Source organism: Pseudolysobacter antarcticus (genome assembly GCF_004168365.1).
Lineage (GTDB): Bacteria > Pseudomonadota > Gammaproteobacteria > Xanthomonadales > Rhodanobacteraceae > Pseudolysobacter > Pseudolysobacter antarcticus.
In genome coordinates, this window is record NZ_CP035704.1 from 3,983,296 (window position 1) to 4,007,871 (window position 24,576).

Sequence of the window (24,576 nt, forward strand, 5' to 3'; positions counted from 1 at the left end):
AGTCAACAGGCGCGGTGCGCCGCAAGGAGTCTTTATGTTGTTGCAGTCTCGTTTCCTCGCTTTTGCTGCGAGCGTCTTGCTCGGAGCCAGCGCACTGGGGGTCACCGGCACGGCGTTTGCGGATGTTGATCCGCCGTCGCGTGTGGCACGTTTGAGTTATCTCTTGGGTAACGTGAGTTTCGCGCCGGCCGGCGAAAACGAATGGGCCGATGCAAGCCTGAATCGGCCGCTGATTACCGGCGATCGTTTGTGGGCGGACACCAACTCGCGCACCGAGCTGCAAGTCGGCGCGGCGGTGATCCGTCTTGATGAAAGCTCCGGTTTCAACTTCCTCAATCTGGATGATCGCACGGCGCAAGTGCAGCTCACCCAAGGCACGCTGAATCTTCGCGTCAGCCGAATTTACGGCGATCAGGTTTATGAAGTCGATACCCCCACTCTCGCGTTCGTGGTTTCGCGAGTCGGCGAATATCGCTTCGACGTCGACCCGAACGGCAACGTCACCACGGTAACCGTGTTCGATGGTGCGGGCGATGTCTATGGCGAGCAAGGTAGTCGCTACAGTGTCGGCGACCATCAATCAGTTCGTTTCAATGACAACCAGTTGCGCGACTATCAGACCAGCGACTTGCCGCCGCCGAATGCGTTCGATCGCTTCTGTTCCGATCGCGACAATCGCCAGGAACACTCCGTGTCGCATGAGTTTGTTTCCGAGGAAGTGATCGGCGCATCCGACCTTGATGACAATGGTGATTGGCAGGCTTCGCCGGAATACGGCCACGTCTGGTATCCGAGCCACGTCGCCGCCGACTGGGCGCCGTATCGCAACGGTCACTGGGCTTGGGTCGATCCGTGGGGCTGGACCTGGGTCGATGCCGCATCGTGGGGTTTTGCACCGTTCCATTATGGCCGCTGGTCATACGTAAGCAATCGCTGGGGCTGGATTCCTGGCCCGGTGAATGTGCGTCCGATTTATGCGCCGGCATTGGTTGCTTTCGTCGGCGGACATGGCTGGAGCGTGGGCATTGGTGGCGGTCAACCGGTAGGTTGGTTCCCGCTCGGACCGCGTGAAGTGTTCGTGCCGGGTTATCACGTCAGCCGCGGTTATTTCAACGACGTCAACGTGCGCAATACCACGATCAATCACAACGTCAATATCACCAACATCTACAACAATTATTCCAACGGCAACGTCAACGTCAACCAGAACAATTACGCCTATCACAACGTGCCGAATGCGGTAACGGCGGTGCCGGGCAATGTGTTCACCGGCGCCAAGCCGGTGGCGGCGGCGAACATCCGCATGGATCGCGTCAACCTCGAACGCGGACAGGTCGCATCGATCGCGGGCATTGCGCCGAATCGCGCCAGCTTGGTTGCAGGCGGTGCTGCCAAGAATGCGCCACCGACGCAGATGTTTGATCGCCAGGTGATTGCGCGTAATGCACCGCCGAGCGCGATCGTGCCGTTCTCGCAACGTCAATCCACCTTGCAGGAAAATGCCGGCAAGACCGCCGTCGCACCTCGCTATCTGCCCGCCGCTGCGATAGCTGGAGCCGGAGTAGCCGGTGCCGGTGCTGCGATGGCGATGCATTCGAATGTTCGCGTTGTGCCGCAAGCGTCGATCAACGCCAAGGCCACGCCGATTGGACGTCAGACTCCATCGAATGCGACCGTGAATGGTCAGCCTGGCAATGGCCAACCCGGAGCTCCGAAAGGCCCGGTCATGCAAAACAATCAGCCGCCGACGCGTTTAGGCAATACCGGCAATAACGTGCCGCAGAATGCGAATGCGCCGATCCGCAATAACGTCAATCCGGCGTTGAACAATCGTCCGCCGCTGAATGCGAACGCCGTGCAGGGCAATACGCAGAACAAAACGCAACCCACGCTGTCGGATCGCCCGCCTAACGCACGCACGCCTGGCATCAATCGCAGCAACAACAGCACCGATATGAGCCATGCGCAGAACGCCGTGCAGAATCAGCAGAACAATTCAACGGCAATCAAACCGCAAGATCGCCCGCCGAACGCACGCACCTCCAACGTGCCTCGTGATGACGTAAACCATTCCGCGGCTAACGCTCAAGGTCACACACAGACTGGAGGCAATGCGATCAATACCCAAAACACGATCAACGGTCGTGCGAATGCGGTGCAGAACAATAGCGACAATGCGGACAAGGTCAGTCGTCCGCACGGCAACAACACCGATGAACATGCGGCACGTGATCGCAGCGCTAACACGCGCAACAACGAACCGGTGCAGAACACTGCGGTTGCGCCGCGCATTCAGCCAACCACACACGCGCCGGTGAACAACAACCAGAACGCAGTGAATACACAAAACGTGATACGCAACCAGTCCGTGCAGCAACAACAAATGCAACAGCAACAACAACAGCAGCAACAGCAGCAACAGCAACATCAACAACAAATGCAGCAGCAACAGCAGCAATTGCGCGCTGCGCCGCCAGTCCAGCAACGCAATGCACCGCCGCCGGATCAAGGCAACAAGGCACCGCCCGCCGGGCGCGGTGAACCGCCGGCACGACGTAGCGAGCAGAAAGAAAAGGACAAAGACAGGGATCACTGATCCGCACGCAACACCAACAGCGCCCGGCATGTCCGGGCGCTTTCTTTTGCGATCACGCCGCACCGCCGCGCGATAAGCGGCATTTTTGCCGCACTTGCCGTTAAACTAGCGCGCATGAAAATTGTCCTCAACGGCATCGAATACGATTGCCTCGCCGATATCACTGTCGAACAATTGCTGGCTCAGCACGGTTTTGCAGGGCGCAAGGTCGCGGTCGAAATCAACCGCGAGATCCTGCCGAAAAGCCAGCATGCCAATCATCTATTGCAGGCCGATGATCGTGTGGAAATCGTGCATGCCATCGGTGGCGGTTGAGGCGAGAGACACGAAGACGCTTGATTGCTAAATCTCTGGATTTTTGATGACCACAAACCCGCATTCCGATCTGCTCAGCATCGCCGGCAAAACCTATCGTTCGCGCCTGCTCACCGGCACCGGCAAGTTCAAGGATCTCGAAGAAACACGCCTCGCGACCGAAGCCAGCGGCACCGAAATAGTCACCGTCGCGATCCGTCGCAGCAACATTGGTCAGGATGCGAGCCAGCCGAATCTGCTCGATGTCTTGCCGCTGTCGCGTTACACGATTCTGCCGAACACCGCCGGTTGTTTTAACGCCGACGACGCGGTGCGCACGTGTCGTCTCGCGCGTGAATTGCTGGACGGCCAAACCCTGGTCAAGCTCGAAGTACTGGCCGATACCAAAACGCTTTTTCCGGATGTCGTGGAAACGATCAAGGCCACCGAAATCCTCGTGCGCGAAGGTTTTCACGTGATGGTCTACACCAACGACGATCCGATTCTGGCCAAGCGTTTCGAGGAAATGGGCTGCGTCGCGGTGATGCCGCTGGCGGCGCCGATCGGCTCGGGCCTGGGCATACGCAATCCGTACAATATTCTCACGATCGTCGAAAACGCGAAGGTGCCAATCCTGGTCGATGCCGGCGTCGGCACCGCGTCGGATGCGGCGATTGCGATGGAACTCGGTTGCGCTGGCGTGCTCATGAACACCGCGATTGCCGGCGCGAAAAATCCGGTGCTGATGGCCAGCGCGATGCGCAAGGCGATCGAAGCCGGTCGCGAGGCATTTCTCGCCGGACGCATCCCGCGCAAACGTTTTGCTTCCGCCTCCAGCCCGCTCGACGGCACGTTTTTCTGAGGCGATAAACGGATGTCAGATACCACTCCTGATTCGCCCGAAAGCGCGCACCGCATCCGCAGTTTTGTATTGCGTCAGGGCCGTATCACGCCCGCGCAGATGCGCGCGTTCGATGCGCATTGGGCACGGTACGGGCTTGAGCCGCAAGACACGCTGCGGGACTACGATGCGGTGTTCGGACGCACCGCGCCGCGCGTACTCGAAATCGGCTTCGGCAACGGTGAAGCCTTGCTCGCCGCGGCACAGAACGAACCCGAAAAAGATTTCATCGGCATCGAAGTACATCGCCCCGGTGTCGGTCGATTGCTCAACGCATTGGCGGAAGCGAATGCCGACAATGCGCGGCTTTATCATGCCGATGCGGTTGAAATTCTCAACGGTGAAATCGCGCCTGCATCGCTCGCGCAAGTGCGAATTTATTTCCCCGATCCGTGGCACAAGAAACGCCACAACAAGCGTCGTCTGATCCAGCCGGAATTCGTCGCGATGCTCGCGACGCATGTTGCAGCGGGAGGTCTGTTGCATCTCGCGACCGACTGGGCGGAATATGCCGAGCATATGCTCGCCGTGCTCGAAGCCGCACCCGACTGGCGCAATCAAGGCGGCGCGGGCAACTACGCCGAACAACCGGCATGGCGCATCACCACACATTTTCAAAAACGCGGCTTGCGCCTCGGTCATGGCGTCTGGGATTTATTGTATGAACGCCGCTGAGTCGCCACGCATTTTTTCCTGCGTGAACTTCGGCGCGCGCGTGTTCATCACGACACGCTCGCAGCGCGCATGAACGGCAGCCTCACCCTCAGCTTTGAAATGCTGCTGGTGCTCGGCCTGGTCTGCTTCACCGTGTTCATGCTCGTGCTCGAATGGATTCGCGCCGACCTGATCGCGCTGCTGGTGATTGTCGTGATCGGCATCACGCGGTTGGTACCGGTTGAGCAGTTGTTCGAAGGTTTCGCCGGCAACGCGGTGATCTCGCTGATCGCAGTAATGATCATGGGCGCGGGGCTGGATCGCACCGGCGTGCTCAACAAGACCGCGTCGTTCATTCTGCGGCTGGCGGGCGGCGCTGAAGCGCGTTTGCGATTCCTCATCAACGCGGTCGCCGGTGGCTTGTCTTCGATCCTGCAAAGCCAGGCGCTCGCGGCGCTGTTCGTGCCGGTGGTCGGGCGTGTTTCGGCGCGCACCGGCGTGCCGCTGAAACGCCTGTTGCTGCCGATGGCGTGCTGCATTCTCGCAGGCACAAACACGACGATGATCTCCAACTCGCCGTTGATCCTGCTCAACGATCTGATCCTCAGCGCCAACCGCAACCTGCCGCCCGGCGCGCAAACCATCGAGACGTTCAAGCTCTTTGCGATCACACCGATCGGCATTCCGTTATTGATCGCCGGCCTGTTGTTTTTCGCGTTGTTCACGCGCCGCCTGTTGCCGGTCGAAGACGAAGGCCAGGACGCCACCGCCAGCCGCACTGAAACCTATTTTTCCGAGGTCTACGGTATCGACGGCGATGTGGTCGAAGTCACCGTCACCGCGGAAAGTCCACTGGTCGGCATGAGCGTGGCCGAGGCCGAGGCGTTGCGCAACGCGCCGCTGATCCTCGCGATCAAGAACGGTAACGAATCGCGCCTTGCGCCGCCGGCTGACCTCATGATCTGGGTCGGCACCGTGCTCGGCGTACTCGGCAAGCGTGATGCCGTCAACGATTTCGCGGCCAACAATCTGCTCACCGTGCGCACGCGGCTCGCGCATTTCGGCGACATGTTCAATCCCACGCGCGCCGGCATTTCCGAAGCGGTAGTGCCGCCGAATTCACGCTTCGTCAAAAAAGTCGTCGGCGATTTGCGCATGCGCAAACGCTATGGCGTCTCGGTGCTCGCGGTATATCGCGGCGAAGAAGTGTTTCGCGAAGACGTGCGCAAACTCACCTTGATGCCGGGCGATACGCTGGTACTGCACAGCCTGTGGCGCGACCTCGCACAGGCCGCGGAAGATCACGATATCGTCGTCGTCACCGACTATCCAAAAGCCGAGCAGCGCCCCGGCAAAATCCGCTACGCGCTGCTGTTTTTTGCGCTCGCAATGGGCTTGGGATTATTCACCGACCTGAAGCTGTCGATCGCAATGCTGGTTGGCGCGGTCGGCATGTTGCTATCCGGCGTGCTCAACATGGAAGAGGCCTACGCCTCGATCAATTGGAAAACCATCTTCACCCTCGCCTGCCTGATCCCGCTCGGCTGGGCGATGGATTCGACCGGCGCGGCGGCGTGGATGGCGCAGGAAATTCTCGTGTATTGCGGCGACTGGCCGCAGTGGGCGTTGCAGGCGTGTGTTGCGCTGCTCGCGCTGTTTTTCTCGCAGGTAGTGTCGAATGTCGGCGCCACAGTGATGATGGTGCCGATGGCGATCAACATCGCGCTCGCGTCGAATGGCAACCCGTCAGTGTACGCGCTGATCGTGGCAATCTCGACCTCGAACTCATTCATCATCGGCAGCGCCAATCCAGTGCTGACGATCATCGCCGGCCCCGGCGGTTATCGCGCGCGCGACCTTATCCGCGTCGGCATTCCACTAACCTTGCTGATGCTGGTGGTTTTGCTAATCAGCGTGAATCTGGTTTTTGGAACACGCTGATTCAGCGTTATGTGTTGTGGCTTGCCACCGCAAGCGATACCGCTTGAGCTAAGCCAAAGTTGGCGCGAACAGTTGGAGTCTATTGCCCGCAACTCGTAGCAGTCCGTTGCAGCAAATAGTCGGGCGCTGCGCTGCTCAAGACTGTTTGCTGGCAGGCACCACGATGTTCACCGTCCTTGGCTGCGCATCCGCAAAGAATATGTCCCAGGCCTTGTCGTTGGCATCCGTCACCAACCAGGGATGCATCAAGTAAGTCTGCTGGTTATACGATTCGCCGACTTTCAGGGTCTTGTAGAGATTGCGATGACCATCAAAATCGAGCCAATAAATTTTGACTACTTGCCCACTTTTGTTGACGAACTCGATTTCGGCTTTCGACTCGTTGCCAATGGATTTTGCCGCCCGCTCCTGATTCGACCCCACTCTTTGTGGCTGAGTCGAACCAGCACAACCGGCCAGTAGCACGGCCACAACCAACGTTAACGCCCGTGCTCGAAAATTACACAGCATGGTGATCTCCTGAAATGCCTGATGTTTGCGCTGCCACGATGCGCATGAAGATACAGTGACGCATCGCTGCGGTCCATGACGCCGAATTGCCCCACCACGCAGGAAGCTTCGGGCGCAAGATTAAACCAGCGATATTGTCGACGTTGGTGACTGACTCGTCCAAAGACCTATTCACAACCTCTGCCCCTGACGTCTATTCAATACCCGCCGCAGAAACCTCAAGGCCGGCACTTTTTGCAGCGGCGAATACGCTGACGAAATCGTCGAAACTCGTCTGACGCTCCGCGTTGACTTCGACGTTGGGTCGATCGGCCAACGCTGCGGCGACCATAAAATTCGACTTCAGCTCGGCGCGATTGACTGCAATGCCATTCCAGTAGATTTCGCCTGTTTGTTTAACTGCAAGGTGAACTGTCTTAGAACCTGTTCAAAGTCTTTTGAGCAGTAGCGTGAGGAAGGCAAGGTGAATGAACTGGAGGCTGGTATTGAGCTTGCGCTCGCAGTTCTTCCAGAGTCGTCGGCATTTCTCCAACCAGGCGAAGGAGCGCTCGACCACCCACCGCTTCGGGATAACGGCGAAGGTATGCAATTCATTGCGTTGGGCGATCTGCACGGTGGCACCGATGGCGCCTTGGACCGCTTCGGCAAAGGGCTGGCCGACGTAGCCGCCATCCGCTAGGACACTTTGTACCCGATGTAGGTTTGCCTGACATCGATCCATCGCCTGCAAGGCGCCCTTGCGATCGGTGACTTCCGCTGTAGTCACCGCAATAGCGTGAGGCAGTCCCTGCGTATCCACGGCAATATGCCGCTTGATCCCCGAGACCTTCTTGCCGGCATCGTAGCCCTTATGCGTCGCCGTGTCGGTGTTCTTTACGCTTTGTGCATCAACGATCAAGAAGCTCGTCATGGCGTTGCGCCCCTGCTTGATACGCACCGCGCCCACCTGATTTTTTTAACGCCCGCTCCAGCAGGCTGATGCCGTTCTCGTCAGGCTCGCTCCAGATCGAAAAGTACGAATGCACCGTTCGCCATTTCGGAAACTCCGTGGGCAGCATGCGCCACTGGCAGCCGCTTTTGAGGAGGTAGCGGACCGCGCAAAATACCTCGTACAGATCCACCCGACGCGGGCTGGTCTTCTTGCGTGCGCTTTCCAGCAAAGGATGAATTTGCTCAAACTGGGCGCGACTGATGTCACTCGGATAGGTTGATCTCATTCCGCCAGTATCAGCACGCCGGTCTCATAGATTGAGACTTTGAACAGGCTCTGAGGATGAAGGTTCTCGTTGAAAACGGGTTCTCCCCCCATATACGCCATCTCGACACGATGCGTAGAAACGGGCAGCGCAAACATGCAAATCACCAATACCGCCTGCAGCACACCGATAAATGGCGTCAGACTGATTTCTGCGAGCATGCTATTGGCGGAGGTCCAGCTACGCTTGAACGGCTTTTGCATGGCGAATTCCCCGGGTGAAGATTTCCAGCCCTCACAATAAGCCCGTTTTCTCACGCTGACAATCGACGTGTAATGCGCCCGAATGCGACAGCGTACTACGTCTGTTGCAGTCGCACTTCGCCGCCATCGATTTCAATCGCCACCGCGCTCAGTGATTCACCACGACATGGCCCCGAGACACACAAACCATCGGCGACTTTGAAACACGCGCCATGCGCGGTGCAGACCAGTAAACCGTTGTCGAACAGGAATTTCCCGGGCGACCAGTCCAGCCGTTTTCCGGCATGCGGACAAATGTTCTGGTACGCAAAAACACGTTCACCCTCACGCATCAGCAATACCGAACCGCCCATCTCCAGCACGTTTTCAACCGCGATGGCGCCGCCATCGGGAATATCATCGCTGCGACACAGCGGATCAACGTGTTTCACGGCTTGCAACCTCTGGCACTTGTGCGCATCCCTGAGTGACACCACTATGAATTCACCGGCAACGTTCAAGTACGCGCGAACTGCGTGTCTCGATGTTTGCCACCTTGCAAGATTGTGCCACGTCGGGTGTGATTCGCATGTTGTATTTTCGTCCGTTTGCCGTACCTCGCCATCCGCTATTGCGTCTTGCATTGGCGGCGCTCGGGATCGCGTTGATGTTTTTCGTGCTGATGTTCGGCCTCGTGATCGGCGCTGTGCTGATGGGTCTTGGCGCGCTAGCGTGGCTGATACGCCAGTTCACGCACGGATCATCCGGTGCGCGTGCATCGGTCGGTGCGGCACCGTCGTCCGCAGCTACTCCCGGCGTCATCGAAGGCGAATACGTGGTGCTGCCGAAACGCGATGGCAACGCCGATTGATAGCAGCGAACTGGCTCCGCCGGTTGCATGACGAGTGGCGCTGTTGCACGTGCGCGTCTGCCGTTAGCATGCACCTCCTGCAAATCCTTCCTGCAAATCATTCGTCATGGATAACACCCCGCCTGCCGTGATTGTTACGTCCGGCGCAGCAACCGCCCGCGTATCGGATACACACGCTTCCGTCGATCCGGCCGCCGCGCCCGCACCTGCGCGCAAATCCTGGATGGTGCCGCTCGCGCTACTGGCGGTGTACGTGCTGTGGGGCTCGACCTATCTCGCGATCCGCTACGCGCTCGAAAGTTATCCGCCGTTTCTCATGGCTGGAATTCGTTTCGCATTCGCGGGTACGTTGATGTATGGATTCCTGCGCTGGCGCGGTCTCGCCGCACCCACGCTGCGACAATGGCGCAACTGTGCTTTCGTCGGCACGTTGCTGCTGGCCGGCGGCAACGGCCTGGTATGTTTCGCCGAAGAAAGTGTTTCATCCGGATTGGCCGCGGTGATGGTTGCGAGCATGCCGTTGTTCGCCGCGATATTTGCTGGACTGTACGGATCGTGGCCACGCCGCGCCGAATGGATCGGCCTGCTGGTCGGCTTCGCCGGCGTGATCTTGCTGAGTTTCGGCGGTGAATTACGTGGCGCACCACTCGGTGTGCTGGCCTTGCTCAGCGCGGCGATGTGCTGGGCATTTGGCTCGGTCTGGAGCAAACACCAGGACATGCCACATCCGATGATCAGCACCGCCGCACAGATGTTGTGCGGTGCGGTCGTACTCACCGTGCTCGGCCTGCTGGGCGGCGAGCACTATCCCGCGCACCCGACCTTGAGCGCCACGCTGGCGATCGGTTATCTGATCGTCGCCGGATCCATCCTCGGTTTCAGCGCCTATGTTTATCTGTTGCATAAAGTTCGCCCGACGCTGGCCACAAGTTACGCATACATCAATCCGCCGATCGCCGTGCTGTTCGGCATGCTGGTGGCTGGCGAGCATGTGCATGCGCTGGATATCGTCGGCATGTTGGTCATCCTCACCGGTGTCGCGGTGATCACACTGACCAAGAGCAAGGCTTGATCATACCGACGGATCGACGAATGTAGTCTTGCCGTTAGTGGTCGTGCCGGCCCATCATTCGTGCCGACGAGTCGACATGGGAACACGCGCATGAGTACCGACAAGCAAGGCCTGCTCGAACGCGCCGCGCTGCGCACCGCGATCTGGGCCGAACGTTGGTTTCCCGATGCCTTTATTTTTGCCGCGATCGGCGTGGTCATCGTCGCTATCGCAGCGATGCTCGGCGGCGCTACACCCGCGGCCACGGCGAGTGCATTCGGCGAAGGATTCTGGAGCCTGATCCCGTTCACGATGCAGATGACGTTTGTTGTCATCGGCGGTTATGTCGTCGCTTCATCGCCACCGGCTGCGCGGCTGATCGAATGGATGGCCAGACGTCCGAAAACCGGACGTGGCGCGATCTGTCAGGTCGCGCTGTTCAGCATGCTCGCGGCGTTGTTGAACTGGGGTTTCAGCCTGATTTTCGGCGGCTTGCTGGTACGCGCACTGGCGCGACGCAAAGATCTTGACATGGATTATCGCGCGGCCGCTGCGGCCGCGTACCTCGGCCTCGGCGCAGTCTGGGCGATGGGTTTGAGTTCATCGGCGGCGCAATTGCAGGCCAATCCGGCCAGCATTCCGGCCAGCCTGCTCAAGATCACGGGCGTGATTCCATTCGCCGAAACCTTGTTCCTGTGGCAGTCGCTGGTACTGACGCTGGTGCTGATTATTGTATCGATGCTGATCGCGTATTTCTCCGCGCCGCGCGGCGAACGCGCGTTGCGTGCCGCCGATCTCGGCATCGATGTCAGCACGGTCGAACAACCACGAGAGCGCGCCGGTCGTCCGGGTGAATGGCTCGAATATAGTCCGCTGCTTAGCATCCTGCTGGTCGCACTCGCGCTCGGCTGGATATGGCAGGAGTTTGCCAGCAAGAGTGCGATCGTCGCGATTTCGAGCCTCAATACCTACAACTTTTTATTCCTCATGATCGGCCTGTTGCTGCATTGGCGCCCACGGCATTTCCTTGATGCGGTGGCGCGTGCGGTGCCGAGCACGACCGGCGTGCTGATCCAGTTTCCGCTTTACGGTGGCGTCGCGGCGATCCTCACCACCGCAAAAGGTTTGGATGGCCAAACGCTGACGCATCACCTGTCCGCGCTGTTCGTGCAACTCGCCTCGCACGATACGTTCGCGTGGGTGATCGGCGCGTACTCGGCGCTGCTCGGATTTTTTGTGCCGTCTGGCGGCGGCAAGTGGGTGATCGAAGCGCCGTACGTGATGCAGGCCGCGAACGACCTGCAATACCATCTCGGCTGGTCGGTGCAAATTTACAACGCCGCCGAGGCCTTGCCGAATCTGATCAATCCGTTCTGGATGCTGCCACTGCTTGGCGTGCTCGGGCTGAAGGCGCGCGATATCGTCGGTTTTACTTTCCTGCAATTAGCCATCCATTTGCCACTGGTGCTGTTCCTGCTATGGGCGCTCGGGCAGACACTGACGTATCACGCGCCCGTGTTGCCGAGCTGATCAGCAAATCCGTTCAATGGATGCGGCACACGGGTGCGCCCGGCGTGCCGCAGGTGTTGGTCGCCGGATAATCAAGCGCTGCGTGCGCCTGCGGAATGACGATGACATAGTCATAGCCATATACGAGCCGTTCGAACAGCGCGCCACCGCCTTCGCGCGCAGCATGTGAGCGGCGAAACGCGCTCAGATCGAACACAGTCCATGTATCGCTCAACGCATGATCGATAAAGCTGGTGGCCTGAAGCTGCGCGAGTTCTTCGCGGGCGTTGTACGGCGCCGCACGCAGGCTCGTGTCGGGAATGAACGGTAGCCATTTGTTGACGCTACCACCCGCCGCGATCACCAGAATATGCAGCGATTCCTTGCCGTGACTCGCCGCGATTTCCGAGGCCATGTTGCCGATATCGAGCTGCCCGATCACGTTGAGTCCGCGCCCCGCATGAAACGCACCGAGTCGAAACATGGCGCGCGGCGCGACGCGATTCTGTTTCTGCGCATCGTTGTAATACGCCATGAAATTCCGTTTCATGAGCAGCGAGCGCTGATGATTCGAGCCGTACCCATCGGTTTCCTGGCCGCGATAAATTTCCGCACTCTGCGCGAGTTCATCGAGAATATTCGCCGATTCGCTGTTGGCGGCGGGTTTGATCGCGTCACGCAGACGCTTGAAATCCGCATCCATCAGTTGCGGCAAAAGTGCTGCACTCGGATCGTGCTCGGTCACCATTTTCTTTTCCGCAGCTTGCGCGCGCTGGAGAAATTCGACGACCACGGCATGCGCGGGTTCGCGCGGATTAAGTTTTTCAAGCCGCTCGAAATGCAGGCGCGAGGAAAGAATAAATTCTTGGTCGATGCCCCACAACACCGTGCGTTTTTCCTTCTGTTGCCACGCCGCCGCCATCGCGCCATCGCCGCTCCAATCGAAAAAAGGCAGTTCCGCCGGATACTGATGCGATAGCGCATCGAGTTGATTGTTGCGCGCGGCCTCGGCCAGTCGCGCGGCCGCAAGCGGACCGATTTCGAGCACGAGGTTGGATGGCGCATCAGCACCAAGCGAGTGTTGTAGCGCAACGACAAACTGCGGCACTTCGACAAAACCGTGGTCCTCGCCGACTAGAATAAATTCGGCGCGACGCCCGGCATCGACCAGCTTCGCCGCAGCCGGCCCGGACAATCCCTGATCGGACACCGTCAGCGCAGTGCGGTTCGCATCGAGCACGCGACTGAGCGCTTGTGCGGGGGTTTCCGTAGCGGGAGTTGATGCGGCGCAGAGTGATGAAAGTCCGGCGACGCAGAGCGCCACGGTCAATTTGAGAGGGAACATGTGTTTCGCCTTGTGCTGTGATTTTGTTGGTGCGACACGTCTACAAAATGCGCCGCGCCATGGAATGGAAACGTATGTTGTCGCAGGGTAATGCGCTGGCAGTCAGATGTCGCAATTACCTGTCTTTCGTGCAGATTTCAATCGACGAATTCAATCGCCTTCCACGCTATCCTGGAAAATCCGGTCGACCGGAAAACACGTGCCGATCTCCGACGTATTGCCACTCGCATCGGTCGCCACCAGACTCACCGCCGCCTTCGCTGCCACGTTTGGCAGCACCAGCGCCATGCTGAAACCGACACTATTGCCGCTGACGATATTTGCCGTCGTATTATCGAGAAATACCTGCGCGCGCCCGCGCTTGACGCTGTTGCAGCTGTTGGCGAAATACGCATCGATGCGGAATGAACCAACCTGGCTGTTCAATTTTCCGCTCAACGTCACTGGAATATTAGTAGCGCCGGGTGCCGGCACAGTGGCGAATATCAGCGCCTTTACCAGCGGGAAATTTTGCAGTTGGTTGGCGCCGGTGTCGGTATCGTCCTGATCGTTGGGAGTCGCTCCGGAAGCTCCGAGGTCGATATCCACCGTGTTTGTGATACCGCCAATCGCGAAAATCTGGTTGCTGCGCACAGTGTTGCCGGTGCCGCTATTTATCAGCACACCGACACTGTTGTAGCGCACGAGATTGCCGAATGTGACACCACTAATTGCGCCGTTGGCCATTGTGCCAATGGCATTGTTGGAACCATTGATGCGGATCGCGGAACCGTTCGGCGCATCGTTGGCGGCGGCGTCAATGCCGAGCTTGTTGCTCTGGATCACGTTATTGTTGCTGCCGTTGATCCAGATGCCATCGATGGTGTTGTTGGCGATACGATTGCCTTTGACCAGACATCCACCACCGGCCAGATTGATGCCGTATTGATTGGCGGCTATTAAGTTATTGAGCACTTTAGTGACGCCATCCGGGTGAAGACCGATCAGATTGTTGACCAGCTGACACTGCGCCGGCGTAGTGATGAATGTGCTGGATATGTTGATCCCGGAAACCGCTCCGACGATCACATTGCGATCGGCGGTCGCCGCGCCGCCGACGGTAAACGTGCCAGTGGCGGCTGTGCCAATCGTAATCGCATTGAACGATGCTGGATTCAGTAATTGGCCTTCGATAAAACCACCGAACTGGTTGCCTGCAATCAGGTGATTTTTGCCGCCTTGCAACGTCACCGGCTGGTCGAAACCGCCCAGGCCAACCCCACGCAAGGTCAGCGATGCATTCGTGCTGCCAGAGGCCACTTTGAAACCCGTCGGCAAACTCTGCGGTATTGAAAAAATCCTTACGCATATCTTTGCATTGAACGCATCGGGATCGGTATTGGGTAGCGAGCCGGGTTGTGTGGAACCATCGATCGTGATTGGTGCGGTAATCGCCGGCAACGCCGTATCCAACGCAAACGGTATTGAGCAACCGCCGCCCGACGATGAAACATTAAAGTTGATCGTGGACGGTCCTGCCAACAGGTTCGCCGCGGTGATCGCACCACGCAGCGTGGTCGGATCGTTTGGCAAGTTATCCGCCGTATTGCTGACGGTGAAAACCTGCAAAGCTTTGAACGGCGATTCGTTCGCGCCAAGATCCGAGGCCGCGCCACCCACTACCGTATTCCCTTCGATATCCGTATCGGGCAGACCTTGCCAGACATGGCGCGTACCGGCATTCAACGCGGGCGAATCGGGATGCAAATGATAGTTGCCGTCGCTCGGCAACATCCATAACGGATCAATGGATTTTGAATTGGTCAGATGCAGTGCGGCGACACCGCTGATGTTGTCGCGATAAATCGAATTCGCCAAATTCAAATCGAAGCGGTTGCTGACGTGATAATCATCGAGGCTGGCGATACCGGCGGCGCTGTTATCCGAAGACCAGACGATGCTGTCTTCAATATCCGCGCGATAATTTCCGCTGGTTTGCCCCGCTGCAAGACACAGATTTTTTGCATCCGACAAATCGACCGACGCATGCCGCACGGTCGCGCGACTGTCGCCATCCAGACCGAGTCGGACCAAACACGTCGCGGATGAATCAGCTTGATGCAGATGATCTATCTGCACATTTTCCAGCGTGATCGCGGCGCGATGCGATTGCAATATCAGCGGAGTTTGCGATGCCTCTCCATCAGTATCTTCAAGATCAAAATCGGTAATGCGCAAATGCGACAAATGCAGGGTTCCCGGTGCGCCACCGAATTGATCCCAGTCGCCCGCAGAAATGGATAAAGACCGGCCATGCTGCAAAGTCAGCCCATCCAGCGTGATCGATGCAGAGGCATTCGGGCCTGACTGGGAAAGAACCACATCGTTATTGGCGCCACCGAAGTCGATCACGGTATTGGTGGCATTGATTTCGCGGCTGGCGCACGTTGCGCTGTAACCGCCTTCGATGCGCGTGGGCTGCGAAAATGCCAGTCGCAACGCCGGTAAAAGATAGTGATGGTCGATGCCGCCGGCCTGCACCAGCTTGATCGTGTACGGCGCAGTTTGCGTTTCGCCGTTACGCAGCGCGGCTTGCAGATCGGCGCTGTTGTCGACACAAACCGTTTCGGCCTGCGCCGTGCTGACCATGCTCAGCAGCAATAGCGATGCGCTGATCGATGACAGCATGCGGGATTTGGAAAGGAGCTGGAAAAACATGGGATTTTCTCGCTGATGATGCAGTGGATGCCTGATCATTCATTACGCGATTCCATCGCCAAGGGGACAGGCGATGCCCTAGTTTTTCGTACGGCTCGATAGTGCAAAAAAATGGCGCGGCGGGTGTCACCGCCGCGCCGTGAGATCAGTTACCGGTCTGCACTTCCATGCTGTCTTTGAAGATACGATCGACCGGAAAACAGGTGCCGATTTCGGAGGTATTGCCGCCAGCGTCGGTGGCGGTCAGGCTAACGTTTGATCCGGCCTGCATGTTCGGCAAGGTCACTCCGAGCGTGAAGCTGGCATCACTAGCGGAAATTCCAATGCCGGTGGTGACGGTGCCCAGATACTGCTGCGCGCTGCCGCGTCCAGCGCTGGTGCAGCTGTCGGAGAAATATGCATCAATGCGGATGTTGTTACCGGACTGGCCATTCAAGGTCGCCGAGATGCTGGCGGCTACGTTGGTTGCTCCGGCTGCGGGTGCGGTGCTGAATAACAACCCGCGTACCAGCGGAAAGTTTTGCATATTATTGGCGCCGCTATCACCATCGCCGTTGTCGTTCAAGGTCGGGCCTGCGGTACCAAGATCGATATCCACGCCATCACCGCTGAACAGGCCGGTGCGCTGCATCTGGTTGCTGCGCACAAAATTGCCGGTGCCAGCGGCAACATGCACACCACTCGTGCCACTACCACCGACGTAGCGAATCTGGTTGCCGAGATAACCGCCGAATACCCCGCCGTTAGCCAGCGTGCCGATCGCATTATTGTTGCCGCTGGAAACCACCAGCGAATTGGTGTTCTCGACATCGATGCCACCTGCACCAATACCGATCAGGTTGCGCTGCACGACATTGTTGCTGCCGCCATTGATTAAAATGCCATTGAAATTGCCGCCGACGCGATTCGCCACCACGCTGCAACCGCTGCCGACGAGGTTGATGCCGAAGGTATATTTTCCGACCGTGGCCGCATTCGACTTGAGGCCGATGATGTTGTTGACGATCTGGCATTTGTCCGGGGTCGAGTTGATGCCGCTCTCGATACTGATCGCGGTATGGCCCACGGTATTCTGACCATCGAAATCATTGCGATCCGCGATGTCGCTGCCGCCGATAATCAGGTTGCCGTTGGCATTGCCGCCAATCTCCACGCCATTCCCTTCGGGCAAAACCACGCTGCCGACATTGCCGCCGAACTGATTTCCGGCGATCAGATGATTATTGCCGTTCATCAATACCACCGTGTTGTCGAAACCACCCATGCCGATACCGCGCAACGTCAGCGACGCACCGGATGGTGCCGCCAGCGGCACGTTGAAGCCCGAACTCAATGTGCCTGATGCCGGTTTGACGATCACACAAAGCGTCGCGAAAAACGCATCGTTATCGCTGTTCATCGCAGAACTTGGCTGGGAATAACCGTCGATCGTGATCGGCGAAGTGATGTCCGGCAACTTGGAGCCCAAACCGATGACGTGCGGACACGGACTACCGACCGTATTGGGAATATTGAAGGTGATCGTGCTGGCGTTGCCGTTTGAGTTGGATTGGGTAATCGCATCACGCAAGCTGTGGCAATTGGTGGCGCTGCAGTCGCTGTTATTGGTTACGATGAAGGATGCCAGATCGGTAAAGGTCGATTCGGAAGCACCTCGATCCGGCGCGCTGCCCACAATGCGCGAAACGCCTTCGATATCGGTCGCGGGCGAGCCGCCCGGTACTAGCAATGTGCCGGAATTAACCGCTGGCGAATTGAAGGCGAGATGGTAATTACCGCTACCTGGCAATGACCATTGCGGGTCGGTGAACAAGGAATTGGTTGCACTCACAGCGGCAACACCCGTGACATTGTTTCGATACAAACTGTTCACCAGTTTCAGATTGAAACTGTTACTCGAATTTGTTGGATCCAGCGTTGCGATACCGACGCTGCTGCCATCCGATGACCAGATGATGCTGTTGTAGATTTGTGCCGCATAGTTGCCAGAGGATTTGTCCACTGAAAAACACAACTTGTTCGAGTTTGACAAATCCGCGGTGACATAGTGCAACGCGGCTTGGCTGTCTTCATCCATGCTGATCAAGACCGCGCATGGATTAATAATTATGCTGGGTTGGCTAATATGATCAAACTGCACATCATCAAGTGAAACGTCGGCCGCATGCGAAATGATCTTCACGGGATAATCCAAAAACTGTGGATCGCCAACGTTGGGTACACTGAAACCGGTGATGCGCATGTGCGAAAGACGTACCGCGCCGGCGTTGTCGCTAAAACTGCCATAAAGACCGCTTGTCAGCGTCAGCGCCGCACCGTTGCGCAAGGTGAAACCCTCAAGCTTGATAAGTGCAGTGGGGTTTGCGGTGTCCTGCTCAAGTGAGAAACCGTGCCCGCCCATGTCGACCACGGTATTCGCCGCATTGACCGTGCGGCTGACGCAACCCGCGGTATATCCACCTTCAAGAACGATCGGCTGCGGAAAGATCAAGTTTGTTATCGGCAAGGTGTAAAAATTCGCACCACTCCGTTGCACCAGATGAATCGTGTTGGTCACGCCGCTTGGAAACGTCGCCAGGCTCAACTGCGTTTGCAGCTCGCCATCGTTGCTGACACATTGGGGGTCAGCGTGCGCCGGTGCAAGCCAGAAAAACGACGTTAGCAGCGCGCCGATCGGCAGCAGCTTTTGCAGCGTGGAAATAATCTTGGTGGACATGAGCGAATCTCCCGAGTGACATGATTGGTAGTCGTGTCTTGAATTACGGGATTCGGTCGCAAAGGGGACATTGCGTGGCGATGTTGGCGCAGTGGACTACGCGAATGAATAAGCTTTCGTCCGGTAACTCAGCGCGTGAAGCCGTATTTCTTGGCAATGCTGTCGATCAGCGCACAGGCCTTGACCGGATCCTGCTGCATCAATAAACCAACGGGTTCGGTCAGCTTGCCGAACTCCTGCCAGTCGTCGCGAGTCAGTTTTTGGGTATCGGCGCGCTGCTGGAAGGATTCGGTAAGCCACATCGCACGCATGGACGATTCTGCCAAGTCGCATTTTTTGGCCGGAGGATTTTTTCCTTCTTTTTCCACTACCGAAAGTGGCCTCACGTTTTGCGCCGCCAGATCGACTTTGTATTGTTTCGCAAGCGCGTCATAGCTTGCACACGCCTCCGCATAGTGTTCTGCAGCCAGTGTTTTTCCGACTGCGCCGAGGCGCGTATTGAAGTCGATCACTTGTCGATAATTCGCCTCGTAGCCGGCCGGATCCTTGAGCGGATCGGGCAACGCATTTTGCAGTTTCATGCCGAACTGATTCAACGCCATCATGTGATTAAACGCATCATCGCGACTGCACGTTGCGGGCGCCGCGGCATGCGCAGGACGCTGGCTGACGAGGAAGGCCAGCGCAATAAAAATCAGCGCATAGATCGCAATGAATTTTGGCCATGCCCACGGCGGCTGGCTTTTCCGCGCCAACATCCAACAAAACAAGGCTGCCAATCCGGTATGCGCGAACAGACGCCCTATCGCTTCACCAGCACCGTCGGCAGATTTTGGCGCGCCGATAAAAATGTACAAGGCTGCGATCGCGATTATCAGTGCTCCGCCCCAGCAGGCCAGCGCTTGTTTACCCGATGTACGCATGAATATTCCCACGTTAATGGAGCTGCAGTTGCGGCTTCGCGTTTGCATTCAAAAGAAATACGCGTCGACGACAATCACGATCCTGCGCAACTGCCGTCACCGCTTTCTATCAAATCAACGATCCGAACCGAGCTGCCACATCGCCCCGAGCGTGGCCAATAATACCCCGAGCAACAGCAATGACCACGTCGACAACGACGGAATCTGCTGCACGTTTTGCTGTACAACCACCGGTGCGAGATTGGTCAGATTGAATACTTGACTGACATCGGATTCGGTCGAGGTGTGATCACCATCGACAATCGCCGTGACCTGATACGCACCCACCGTACTGTCTGCGGTGGCCGTTACTTCGGCGTAGCCATTCGCATCAGCCAAGACACTGATCGCGGAAAGTGTCGCGCCGCCGCTGGCAAGGAAAAATACCTGCACTTGCGGCGTGGCGAGACCGTCGCTATTGACCACGCGCACGCGCAATTTTTGCGCAAAACTGGTGTTGACCAAGGTCGATTGCGGCGTGCCGCTTTCCAGACTCATGGCACCGACCAGATCGGCAATATTGCGCAACTGAAAGGTTTGTGGACTCGTAATCAAACTGCCCTGCACACTCACCTTCACCGTGTACTGCCCGGCAAAACCATTCGCCACCGCGGTGACCTGCGCATCGCCGGCAAGGTTGGTCACTGCGCTCAATGCGGAAAATACCGCGGACGCGCCGGTGCCTGCATCAGGTGTGATCTGGTACAGCACGGTTTCACCGGCGACGGGATTGCCGAAGAAATCCTGCACATGAATCACGATCGGCCCCGAGAATGCCTTGGTCACGTACGCATATTGCGGGTTCGACACATCGACATAGATCAACGCCGCCGATCCCGCCGTTGCCGAGTTGCTGAGTTTGATCGCCGTGGGTGTCGCACCCGCTGCTGAAACCGCGATATTGTACGAGCCCGACATCGATGCCGCAGTGGCGGTAACTGAAGCCAGACCATTTGCATCGGTGACCGCACTGGCTGCCGACAACACCGCACGCGCACCGGAATTGGGTGCGCTGAAATTGACCGTCACGCCCGATTTTGGCACGTTGGAATCGTCGGTCAGTTTCACCTGCAACGGCGTCGCGAATGCCGTGTTGACCAGGGTGCTCTGGTTATCGCCCGTGGTGACGGCAAGTACGTTGGCGCCGATGTTGCAGAGATTGAAATTTTCCGGATTACCGCCGTTGTAACCCTGTATCACCGCATGCAAGGTGTAGCAGCCGAATACATTATTGGCGACGGCCGTGTAACTGACCTTGCCTTGGGCATTCGTGCTACCGACGAACCCGCTTGCACTCGGTACAGCGACGCCGGTGGGTGCCGAAAATATCACCTGCAGATTGGGAACCGGTGCGTTATTTTCATCCAGTATCGTCAGCGAAAGTGGCGTCGCAAAAGCTGTTCCGAATACGGTACTTTGCGGACTGCCGCTCTCGAGCACGTGCGTTACTGCGCCGGCGCTGGTCTTGAATATCGCGATATCGCTGAGGCCCGGCCCGCGCGTGATCATATCGGCACGGCCATCGCCATTCAGATCGACACCGATGAGCATGCGCGTCTGCGAATAGCCGATGTGCTGGTTGTATACAAACGAATGATCGGCCTGTTGCAGCAACACATACCCGTCGGAGACGACATCGAGTCGACCATCACCATTGACATCGGCAATCACGGTTTGGCCCATGTCGCGGCCACCGTCACTCGGCACTCCGGTAGCGTACAAATGTTTCGGCGTCTGGAATGACCCGTTGCCGTTGCCCTTGGCAAACCACACGCCGTTGCCGAAAGTATTGGTCATCACCAAGTCGATCTTGCCATCGCCATCCAGATCTGTGGTTTGCGTGTCGAAGGTCAGATAAACGTTGCCACTGACATCCAACACTTGGCCCAGCGGGATGAAAGAACCGGTGCCAAGACCTTTCATCACCGAGACTTTATCACCAGTAGCCAGAATGATATCCAGCTCCGCATCCGCATCGACCTTGGCTAGCGACAGGCTGTCAGCACTATCAATATCGTACTGGTAGGCCGAAACGAATTTTCCGCCGCCGGATCCCAGCAGAACTTCGACGTACGTTGTACTGGTGCCCCAAGCAAGCGTGACGATATCCGGTTTGCCATCGTGATTGATATCTGCAACCGCCGCGCTGTAGGCATGACGATAGGCATCAGCGAGCGCCGGATGTTGCGGACTGGCTGCGACGAAGGTGGCTGTGTTGTCGCCCACGCCCAACAACACCGAAACGCCAATGTCGTCAGTGACGATGAGATCGATGATGCCATCGCCATTCACGTCAGCCGCTGTCACGCCAGTCGGATTCTTGAAATTGAATACGCCGTAGTCATGACGCAGCGTGAGCGTGCCAATCGGATCGGCCGTATAAATGGCCAAACCACCGGTGTCGTTATTATTGTTCTTGATAACGGCCACGTCAGGATAACCGTCGTTGTTGAAGTCCGCCGTGGTCGCTGCGAACGGCGCACCAAAACTGCCGCCGATACTGGCCGGCTGTACGCCGGGCGCGCCATAAATATTGGCGGCGTGCGCACTGATCGCGACACACCACAGGGAAACCGCCGCGATTGCCATCAGCGTTCTGGCTGGAGCAAACCGTTTTTGACGTGCTTGCCGCGATTGCACGATCGTGGCGCGCGCGTCATCGAGAAACTTATTGATACGGTACATCGGCAGGTTCCTTGAATTTGAAAGTTGTACGGATGTGGTACTGAGATGCGGCAAACGGCACGCGTTTTTGTCCGCCTGCTCGCGAAGAAACCGATCCGTCCAACGAGCAGTGACAGCAGCGACCGGCGCATCAATCGAGTCCGGGATCTGGCATCGACGCATGCTCTATCCATTGATTACGCGATTCCGAAAAAAAGGGGACATCGACAGCAGCGACATGCTCTTTGCAAAATCCAGGCGCGTGCCGCGTGCTGGTTGCGAATCGCGTTGTGCACGGTCACAAACAGAAAAAAGGGCGCCGCAGCACCCCTTCCTCTTTCGCGTTTTCACGCCTGCCAAAATCAGGCATGATTACTTGATCGATTCATGGCGTCGGTGGAACATCGAAACCGTTGGCGAATATCGGATCGACTTGCACACCCTCGAATGCGCCGATGTCCGCCGCGACGCCGAGCACACGCGGAAAGCCAATGCTGCGTTGGTCGTATTTGTAACTGTAGAAATTGTCGCCCTGGTCGATGGCCGGGCTGCCGGGCAACAAGGCATGCGTGAGCGTGGGCCCGCCGTTGTTTGCCAGTTGCGCGAGCTTGGGATTGGTGTTGATCCAGTCGCTCGGTAATGCGAAATTGCATGAAGCCGCGCTATCGAGATTGTGGCCAAGCGAGCTGATCGCTCCGATGCAATTGGCGCCACCGATGGGATTGGCGATGATGCTGGACAACACGCTCGTTGCACCGAGATATAAATACAGTTGTTGCGCAGTATTTCCCGTCATGGTCACGTTCGCCAACTGAGTCGTTGCTCCGTTGTAAAGCGTGCCGATGCCGCCGCCATAGTTCGCGCTATTTCCGCTGATCGTGGAATTGATAACACTCAGCGTCGCCTGATTGAGAATTCCGCCACCACCTCCAATGGACACGCTGGCTTGATTATTGACAATCGCGCTGCTGGTAATTTTCAACGTGCCTTGCGCAATACGAATGCCACCGGCATCGTTGGGGCTGGTGTTGTTACTCACCGTGCTGCGATCAATACTGACCACGGCATTGGCATCGTTGATAAAAATGCCGCCGCTATTGCCGCCCGCAACGGCATGATTGTTGGTGATCACGCAGAGTGAGATATTCAGCGTGCCGAGATAGGTCGCGATGCCACTGCCCTGATCGCTCGCACCATTTTGAATCGTCAGGTTGACGAGGCTGGTGATGCCGCCGCCGCCAATATTAAATACGCCATGTGGCGCACCACCGTTCGCATCCACGATGACCGTGCCAGCGGGGCCGGTGCCGATGATGGATAAATCTTTCGCTGCATCGGGTTTTGACGCAGTTAAAGGCGCGGTAGTTATATAGATACCCGCGGGCACGTTGATGATATTAGTGCTGCTTGCCTGTGCAGCACTGACTTCCTGAATGGCCCCGCGCAGGGTGCAATGACCCGCACCATCGTTGCACACGCCATCACCCTGATTTACGTCGGATGCATCGAGTGTGCTGTTCACCGTGAACGTGGCCGCCGCAGACGCGCCGGCCAAAAACAAAGTCAAGCCTGCAACAAGAATTCGCGCTGCCACCTGAGAAACTCGTCGATTGTTCATTGCCATCCTCATATCGCCACTCAATCGGGGCTCTGTATGGCAATACGGCAATTTGCAAAAAAGGGGACATCAAGCTGCGCGATAGCACCGCGAGGCATTACACTCACGCATGACCGGGAAGGAGGAGCAATGACGCAACGTCTAGATTCGAGCAGGCCCGACGTCACCGTCTTGCTCGACGCACTGGGCCGCGGCGAGCCGGCCGCGCACGACGAATTGTTTACTCTGGTGTACGACGAGCTCAAACGCATCGCGCGCGCGCACCTGCGTCGCTCCGGCGGCGGCATGACGGTCAATCCCACGGCGTTGTTGCATGAGGCATGGATTCGCTTCGCGCGCAGCGACGGCGCCGCACTCGAAGGCAGCGCACATTTCTACAACGTCATCGCCCAGGCAATGCGCCAGACCTTGATTGATCTGGCCAAAAAACACGCCACCGTGCGCCACGGCGGCGATCTGGTGCGTACCGAACTCACCGATCGCATCGAGCAACCCGATAAACCGCTGGATGAATTGCTCGCGCTCGACGAAGCGCTTGGCAAGCTGCGCGACTGCGATGCGGATCTGGCCGAACTGGTGGAATGGCATTCGTTCGCCGGGCTGGCGCTCAACGAGATCGCGCGCGTGCGCGGCGTTAATACACGCACGGTGAAACGTCATTGGGCGATTGCGCGCGCGTTTCTGGGTGACGCGATGCGCGGCGATCCGACGGCAGTGACCGCTCCCCCGATCGCGTGAAGTCGTGAGTCGCATCGACTATTTTTCCGCGACTGAAACCGTCGCGCATCACGCTTCGATCCTCATGAAAT

20 protein-coding genes and 1 pseudogene are annotated in these 24,576 nt (G+C 57.6%); 10 read left to right on the forward strand and 11 right to left on the reverse strand.

Annotated features, from left to right (window positions below):
* Positions 1–34 precede the first annotated feature (34 nt).
* The 5 genes from ELE36_RS17090 to ELE36_RS17110 all read left to right on the forward strand — a co-directional run bounded on the left by ELE36_RS17090 (position 35) and on the right by ELE36_RS17110 (position 6,386).
* Positions 35–2,596, forward strand: a complete 2,562-nt coding sequence (locus ELE36_RS17090) for a DUF6600 domain-containing protein (protein WP_165371669.1) — start codon at positions 35–37, stop codon at positions 2,594–2,596.
* Positions 2,597–2,710: 114 nt separating this feature from the next.
* Positions 2,711–2,911 (forward strand): sulfur carrier protein ThiS, encoded by a 201-nt coding sequence (thiS, locus tag ELE36_RS17095; RefSeq protein ID WP_129835429.1) that lies wholly within the window; start codon positions 2,711–2,713, stop codon positions 2,909–2,911.
* Positions 2,912–2,957: 46 nt separating this feature from the next.
* Positions 2,958–3,752, forward strand: coding sequence for a thiazole synthase (locus tag ELE36_RS17100; RefSeq protein WP_129835431.1), 795 nt, complete (start codon positions 2,958–2,960; stop codon positions 3,750–3,752).
* A 12-nt stretch (positions 3,753–3,764) separates the two neighbouring features.
* On the forward strand, positions 3,765–4,466 hold the full coding sequence (trmB, locus tag ELE36_RS17105; RefSeq protein WP_129835433.1) for a tRNA (guanosine(46)-N7)-methyltransferase TrmB: 702 nt from the start codon (positions 3,765–3,767) through the stop codon (positions 4,464–4,466).
* Positions 4,467–4,535: 69 nt separating this feature from the next.
* On the forward strand, positions 4,536–6,386 hold the full coding sequence (locus tag ELE36_RS17110) for an SLC13 family permease (protein WP_207215805.1): 1,851 nt from the start codon (positions 4,536–4,538) through the stop codon (positions 6,384–6,386).
* 135 nt (positions 6,387–6,521) lie between these two features.
* On the opposite strand, the gene ELE36_RS17115 is transcribed toward ELE36_RS17110, so the two are convergent.
* The 5 genes and pseudogenes from ELE36_RS17115 to ELE36_RS20875 all read right to left on the reverse strand — a co-directional run bounded on the left by ELE36_RS17115 (position 6,522) and on the right by ELE36_RS20875 (position 8,786).
* Positions 6,522–6,896, reverse strand: a complete 375-nt coding sequence (locus ELE36_RS17115) for a VHL beta domain-containing protein (RefSeq protein WP_129835435.1) — start codon at positions 6,894–6,896, stop codon at positions 6,522–6,524.
* 193 nt (positions 6,897–7,089) lie between these two features.
* Positions 7,090–7,302, reverse strand: a pseudogene (locus tag ELE36_RS17120) (ExbD/TolR family protein); the annotation flags it as partial.
* A 21-nt stretch (positions 7,303–7,323) separates the two neighbouring features.
* Positions 7,324–8,113, reverse strand: a protein-coding gene (locus tag ELE36_RS17125) for an IS5 family transposase (RefSeq protein WP_129835276.1) whose coding sequence is annotated in 2 segments (ribosomal slippage) — positions 7,324–7,852 and positions 7,851–8,113 — 792 coding nt in all. Because the reading frame shifts where the segments join, the coding sequence is not laid out codon by codon here.
* Positions 8,110–8,355 (reverse strand): hypothetical protein, encoded by a 246-nt coding sequence (locus ELE36_RS17130; protein WP_129835439.1) that lies wholly within the window; start codon positions 8,353–8,355, stop codon positions 8,110–8,112. Before ELE36_RS17130 ends, ELE36_RS17125 begins: the two co-directional genes overlap by 4 nt.
* 95 nt (positions 8,356–8,450) lie before the next feature.
* A complete protein-coding gene (locus ELE36_RS20875; protein WP_242512294.1) occupies positions 8,451–8,786 on the reverse strand; it encodes a Rieske (2Fe-2S) protein in 336 nt (111 codons plus the stop codon).
* Positions 8,787–8,878: 92 nt separating this feature from the next.
* Between ELE36_RS20875 and ELE36_RS17140 the strand changes: the two genes are divergently transcribed.
* The 3 genes from ELE36_RS17140 (at position 8,879) to ELE36_RS17150 (ending at position 11,786) form a co-directional block, all read left to right on the forward strand.
* A complete protein-coding gene (locus tag ELE36_RS17140; protein WP_242512295.1) occupies positions 8,879–9,205 on the forward strand; it encodes a hypothetical protein in 327 nt (108 codons plus the stop codon).
* 106 nt (positions 9,206–9,311) lie between these two features.
* On the forward strand, positions 9,312–10,277 hold the full coding sequence (gene yedA, locus ELE36_RS17145; protein WP_129835445.1) for a drug/metabolite exporter YedA: 966 nt from the start codon (positions 9,312–9,314) through the stop codon (positions 10,275–10,277).
* 90 nt (positions 10,278–10,367) lie between these two features.
* Positions 10,368–11,786 (forward strand): short-chain fatty acid transporter, encoded by a 1,419-nt coding sequence (locus tag ELE36_RS17150; RefSeq protein ID WP_129835447.1) that lies wholly within the window; start codon positions 10,368–10,370, stop codon positions 11,784–11,786.
* Between the two features lie 13 nt (positions 11,787–11,799).
* Here the strand turns inward: ELE36_RS17150 and ELE36_RS17155 are convergent, their stop codons facing one another.
* From ELE36_RS17155 to ELE36_RS17170, 4 genes are all read right to left on the reverse strand, one after another.
* A complete protein-coding gene (locus ELE36_RS17155) occupies positions 11,800–13,110 on the reverse strand; it encodes a hypothetical protein (RefSeq protein ID WP_129835449.1) in 1,311 nt (436 codons plus the stop codon).
* 150 nt (positions 13,111–13,260) lie between these two features.
* A complete protein-coding gene (locus ELE36_RS17160; RefSeq protein ID WP_129835451.1) occupies positions 13,261–15,807 on the reverse strand; it encodes a choice-of-anchor Q domain-containing protein in 2,547 nt (848 codons plus the stop codon).
* 145 nt (positions 15,808–15,952) lie between these two features.
* Positions 15,953–18,523, reverse strand: a complete 2,571-nt coding sequence (locus tag ELE36_RS17165) for a choice-of-anchor Q domain-containing protein (protein WP_129835453.1) — start codon at positions 18,521–18,523, stop codon at positions 15,953–15,955.
* A 128-nt stretch (positions 18,524–18,651) separates the two neighbouring features.
* Positions 18,652–19,086, reverse strand: a complete 435-nt coding sequence (locus ELE36_RS17170) for a hypothetical protein (protein ID WP_129835455.1) — start codon at positions 19,084–19,086, stop codon at positions 18,652–18,654.
* Positions 19,087–19,092: 6 nt separating this feature from the next.
* Here ELE36_RS17170 and ELE36_RS17175 point away from each other — a divergent pair, with 6 nt between their 5' ends.
* On the forward strand, positions 19,093–19,608 hold the full coding sequence (locus ELE36_RS17175; RefSeq protein ID WP_129835457.1) for a hypothetical protein: 516 nt from the start codon (positions 19,093–19,095) through the stop codon (positions 19,606–19,608).
* On the opposite strand, the gene ELE36_RS17180 is transcribed toward ELE36_RS17175, so the two are convergent.
* Together ELE36_RS17180 and ELE36_RS17185 are read right to left on the reverse strand one after the other, a co-directional pair.
* Positions 19,561–22,170: an FG-GAP-like repeat-containing protein gene (locus ELE36_RS17180; protein ID WP_165371670.1), complete on the reverse strand. Its 2,610-nt coding sequence runs from the start codon at positions 22,168–22,170 to the stop codon at positions 19,561–19,563. The genes ELE36_RS17175 and ELE36_RS17180 overlap by 48 nt on opposite strands.
* Before the next feature lie 364 nt (positions 22,171–22,534).
* Positions 22,535–23,767: a choice-of-anchor Q domain-containing protein gene (locus ELE36_RS17185; RefSeq protein WP_165371671.1), complete on the reverse strand. Its 1,233-nt coding sequence runs from the start codon at positions 23,765–23,767 to the stop codon at positions 22,535–22,537.
* Between the two features lie 129 nt (positions 23,768–23,896).
* Here ELE36_RS17185 and ELE36_RS17190 point away from each other — a divergent pair, with 129 nt between their 5' ends.
* Entirely contained in the window at positions 23,897–24,505 is a 609-nt protein-coding gene (locus ELE36_RS17190; RefSeq protein ID WP_165371672.1) for an ECF-type sigma factor, read from the forward strand.
* Positions 24,506–24,576 lie beyond the last annotated feature (71 nt).

Excerpts from the sequence above, each read along its gene's own strand:
- ELE36_RS17090 (WP_165371669.1), top strand. The coding sequence starts at position 35 with ATGTTGTTGCAGTCTCGTTTCCTCGCTTTTGCTGCGAGCGTCTTGCTC.
- ELE36_RS17110 (WP_207215805.1), top strand. The coding sequence starts at position 4,536 with ATGAACGGCAGCCTCACCCTCAGCTTTGAAATGCTGCTGGTGCTCGGC.
- trmB (WP_129835433.1), top strand. The coding sequence starts at position 3,765 with ATGTCAGATACCACTCCTGATTCGCCCGAAAGCGCGCACCGCATCCGC.
- thiS (WP_129835429.1), top strand. The coding sequence starts at position 2,711 with ATGAAAATTGTCCTCAACGGCATCGAATACGATTGCCTCGCCGATATC.
- ELE36_RS17160 (WP_129835451.1), bottom strand. The coding sequence starts at position 15,807 with ATGTTTTTCCAGCTCCTTTCCAAATCCCGCATGCTGTCATCGATCAGC.
- ELE36_RS17115 (WP_129835435.1), bottom strand. The coding sequence starts at position 6,896 with ATGCTGTGTAATTTTCGAGCACGGGCGTTAACGTTGGTTGTGGCCGTG.
- ELE36_RS17100 (WP_129835431.1), top strand. The coding sequence starts at position 2,958 with ATGACCACAAACCCGCATTCCGATCTGCTCAGCATCGCCGGCAAAACC.
- yedA (WP_129835445.1), top strand. The coding sequence starts at position 9,312 with ATGGATAACACCCCGCCTGCCGTGATTGTTACGTCCGGCGCAGCAACC.
- ELE36_RS17150 (WP_129835447.1), top strand. The coding sequence starts at position 10,368 with ATGAGTACCGACAAGCAAGGCCTGCTCGAACGCGCCGCGCTGCGCACC.
- ELE36_RS17165 (WP_129835453.1), bottom strand. The coding sequence starts at position 18,523 with ATGTCCACCAAGATTATTTCCACGCTGCAAAAGCTGCTGCCGATCGGC.
- ELE36_RS17140 (WP_242512295.1), top strand. The coding sequence starts at position 8,879 with ATGTTTGCCACCTTGCAAGATTGTGCCACGTCGGGTGTGATTCGCATG.
- ELE36_RS17190 (WP_165371672.1), top strand. The coding sequence starts at position 23,897 with ATGACGCAACGTCTAGATTCGAGCAGGCCCGACGTCACCGTCTTGCTC.
- ELE36_RS17130 (WP_129835439.1), bottom strand. The coding sequence starts at position 8,355 with ATGCAAAAGCCGTTCAAGCGTAGCTGGACCTCCGCCAATAGCATGCTC.
- ELE36_RS17185 (WP_165371671.1), bottom strand. The coding sequence starts at position 23,767 with ATGAACAATCGACGAGTTTCTCAGGTGGCAGCGCGAATTCTTGTTGCA.
- ELE36_RS17180 (WP_165371670.1), bottom strand. The coding sequence starts at position 22,170 with ATGTACCGTATCAATAAGTTTCTCGATGACGCGCGCGCCACGATCGTG.
- ELE36_RS17155 (WP_129835449.1), bottom strand. The coding sequence starts at position 13,110 with ATGTTCCCTCTCAAATTGACCGTGGCGCTCTGCGTCGCCGGACTTTCA.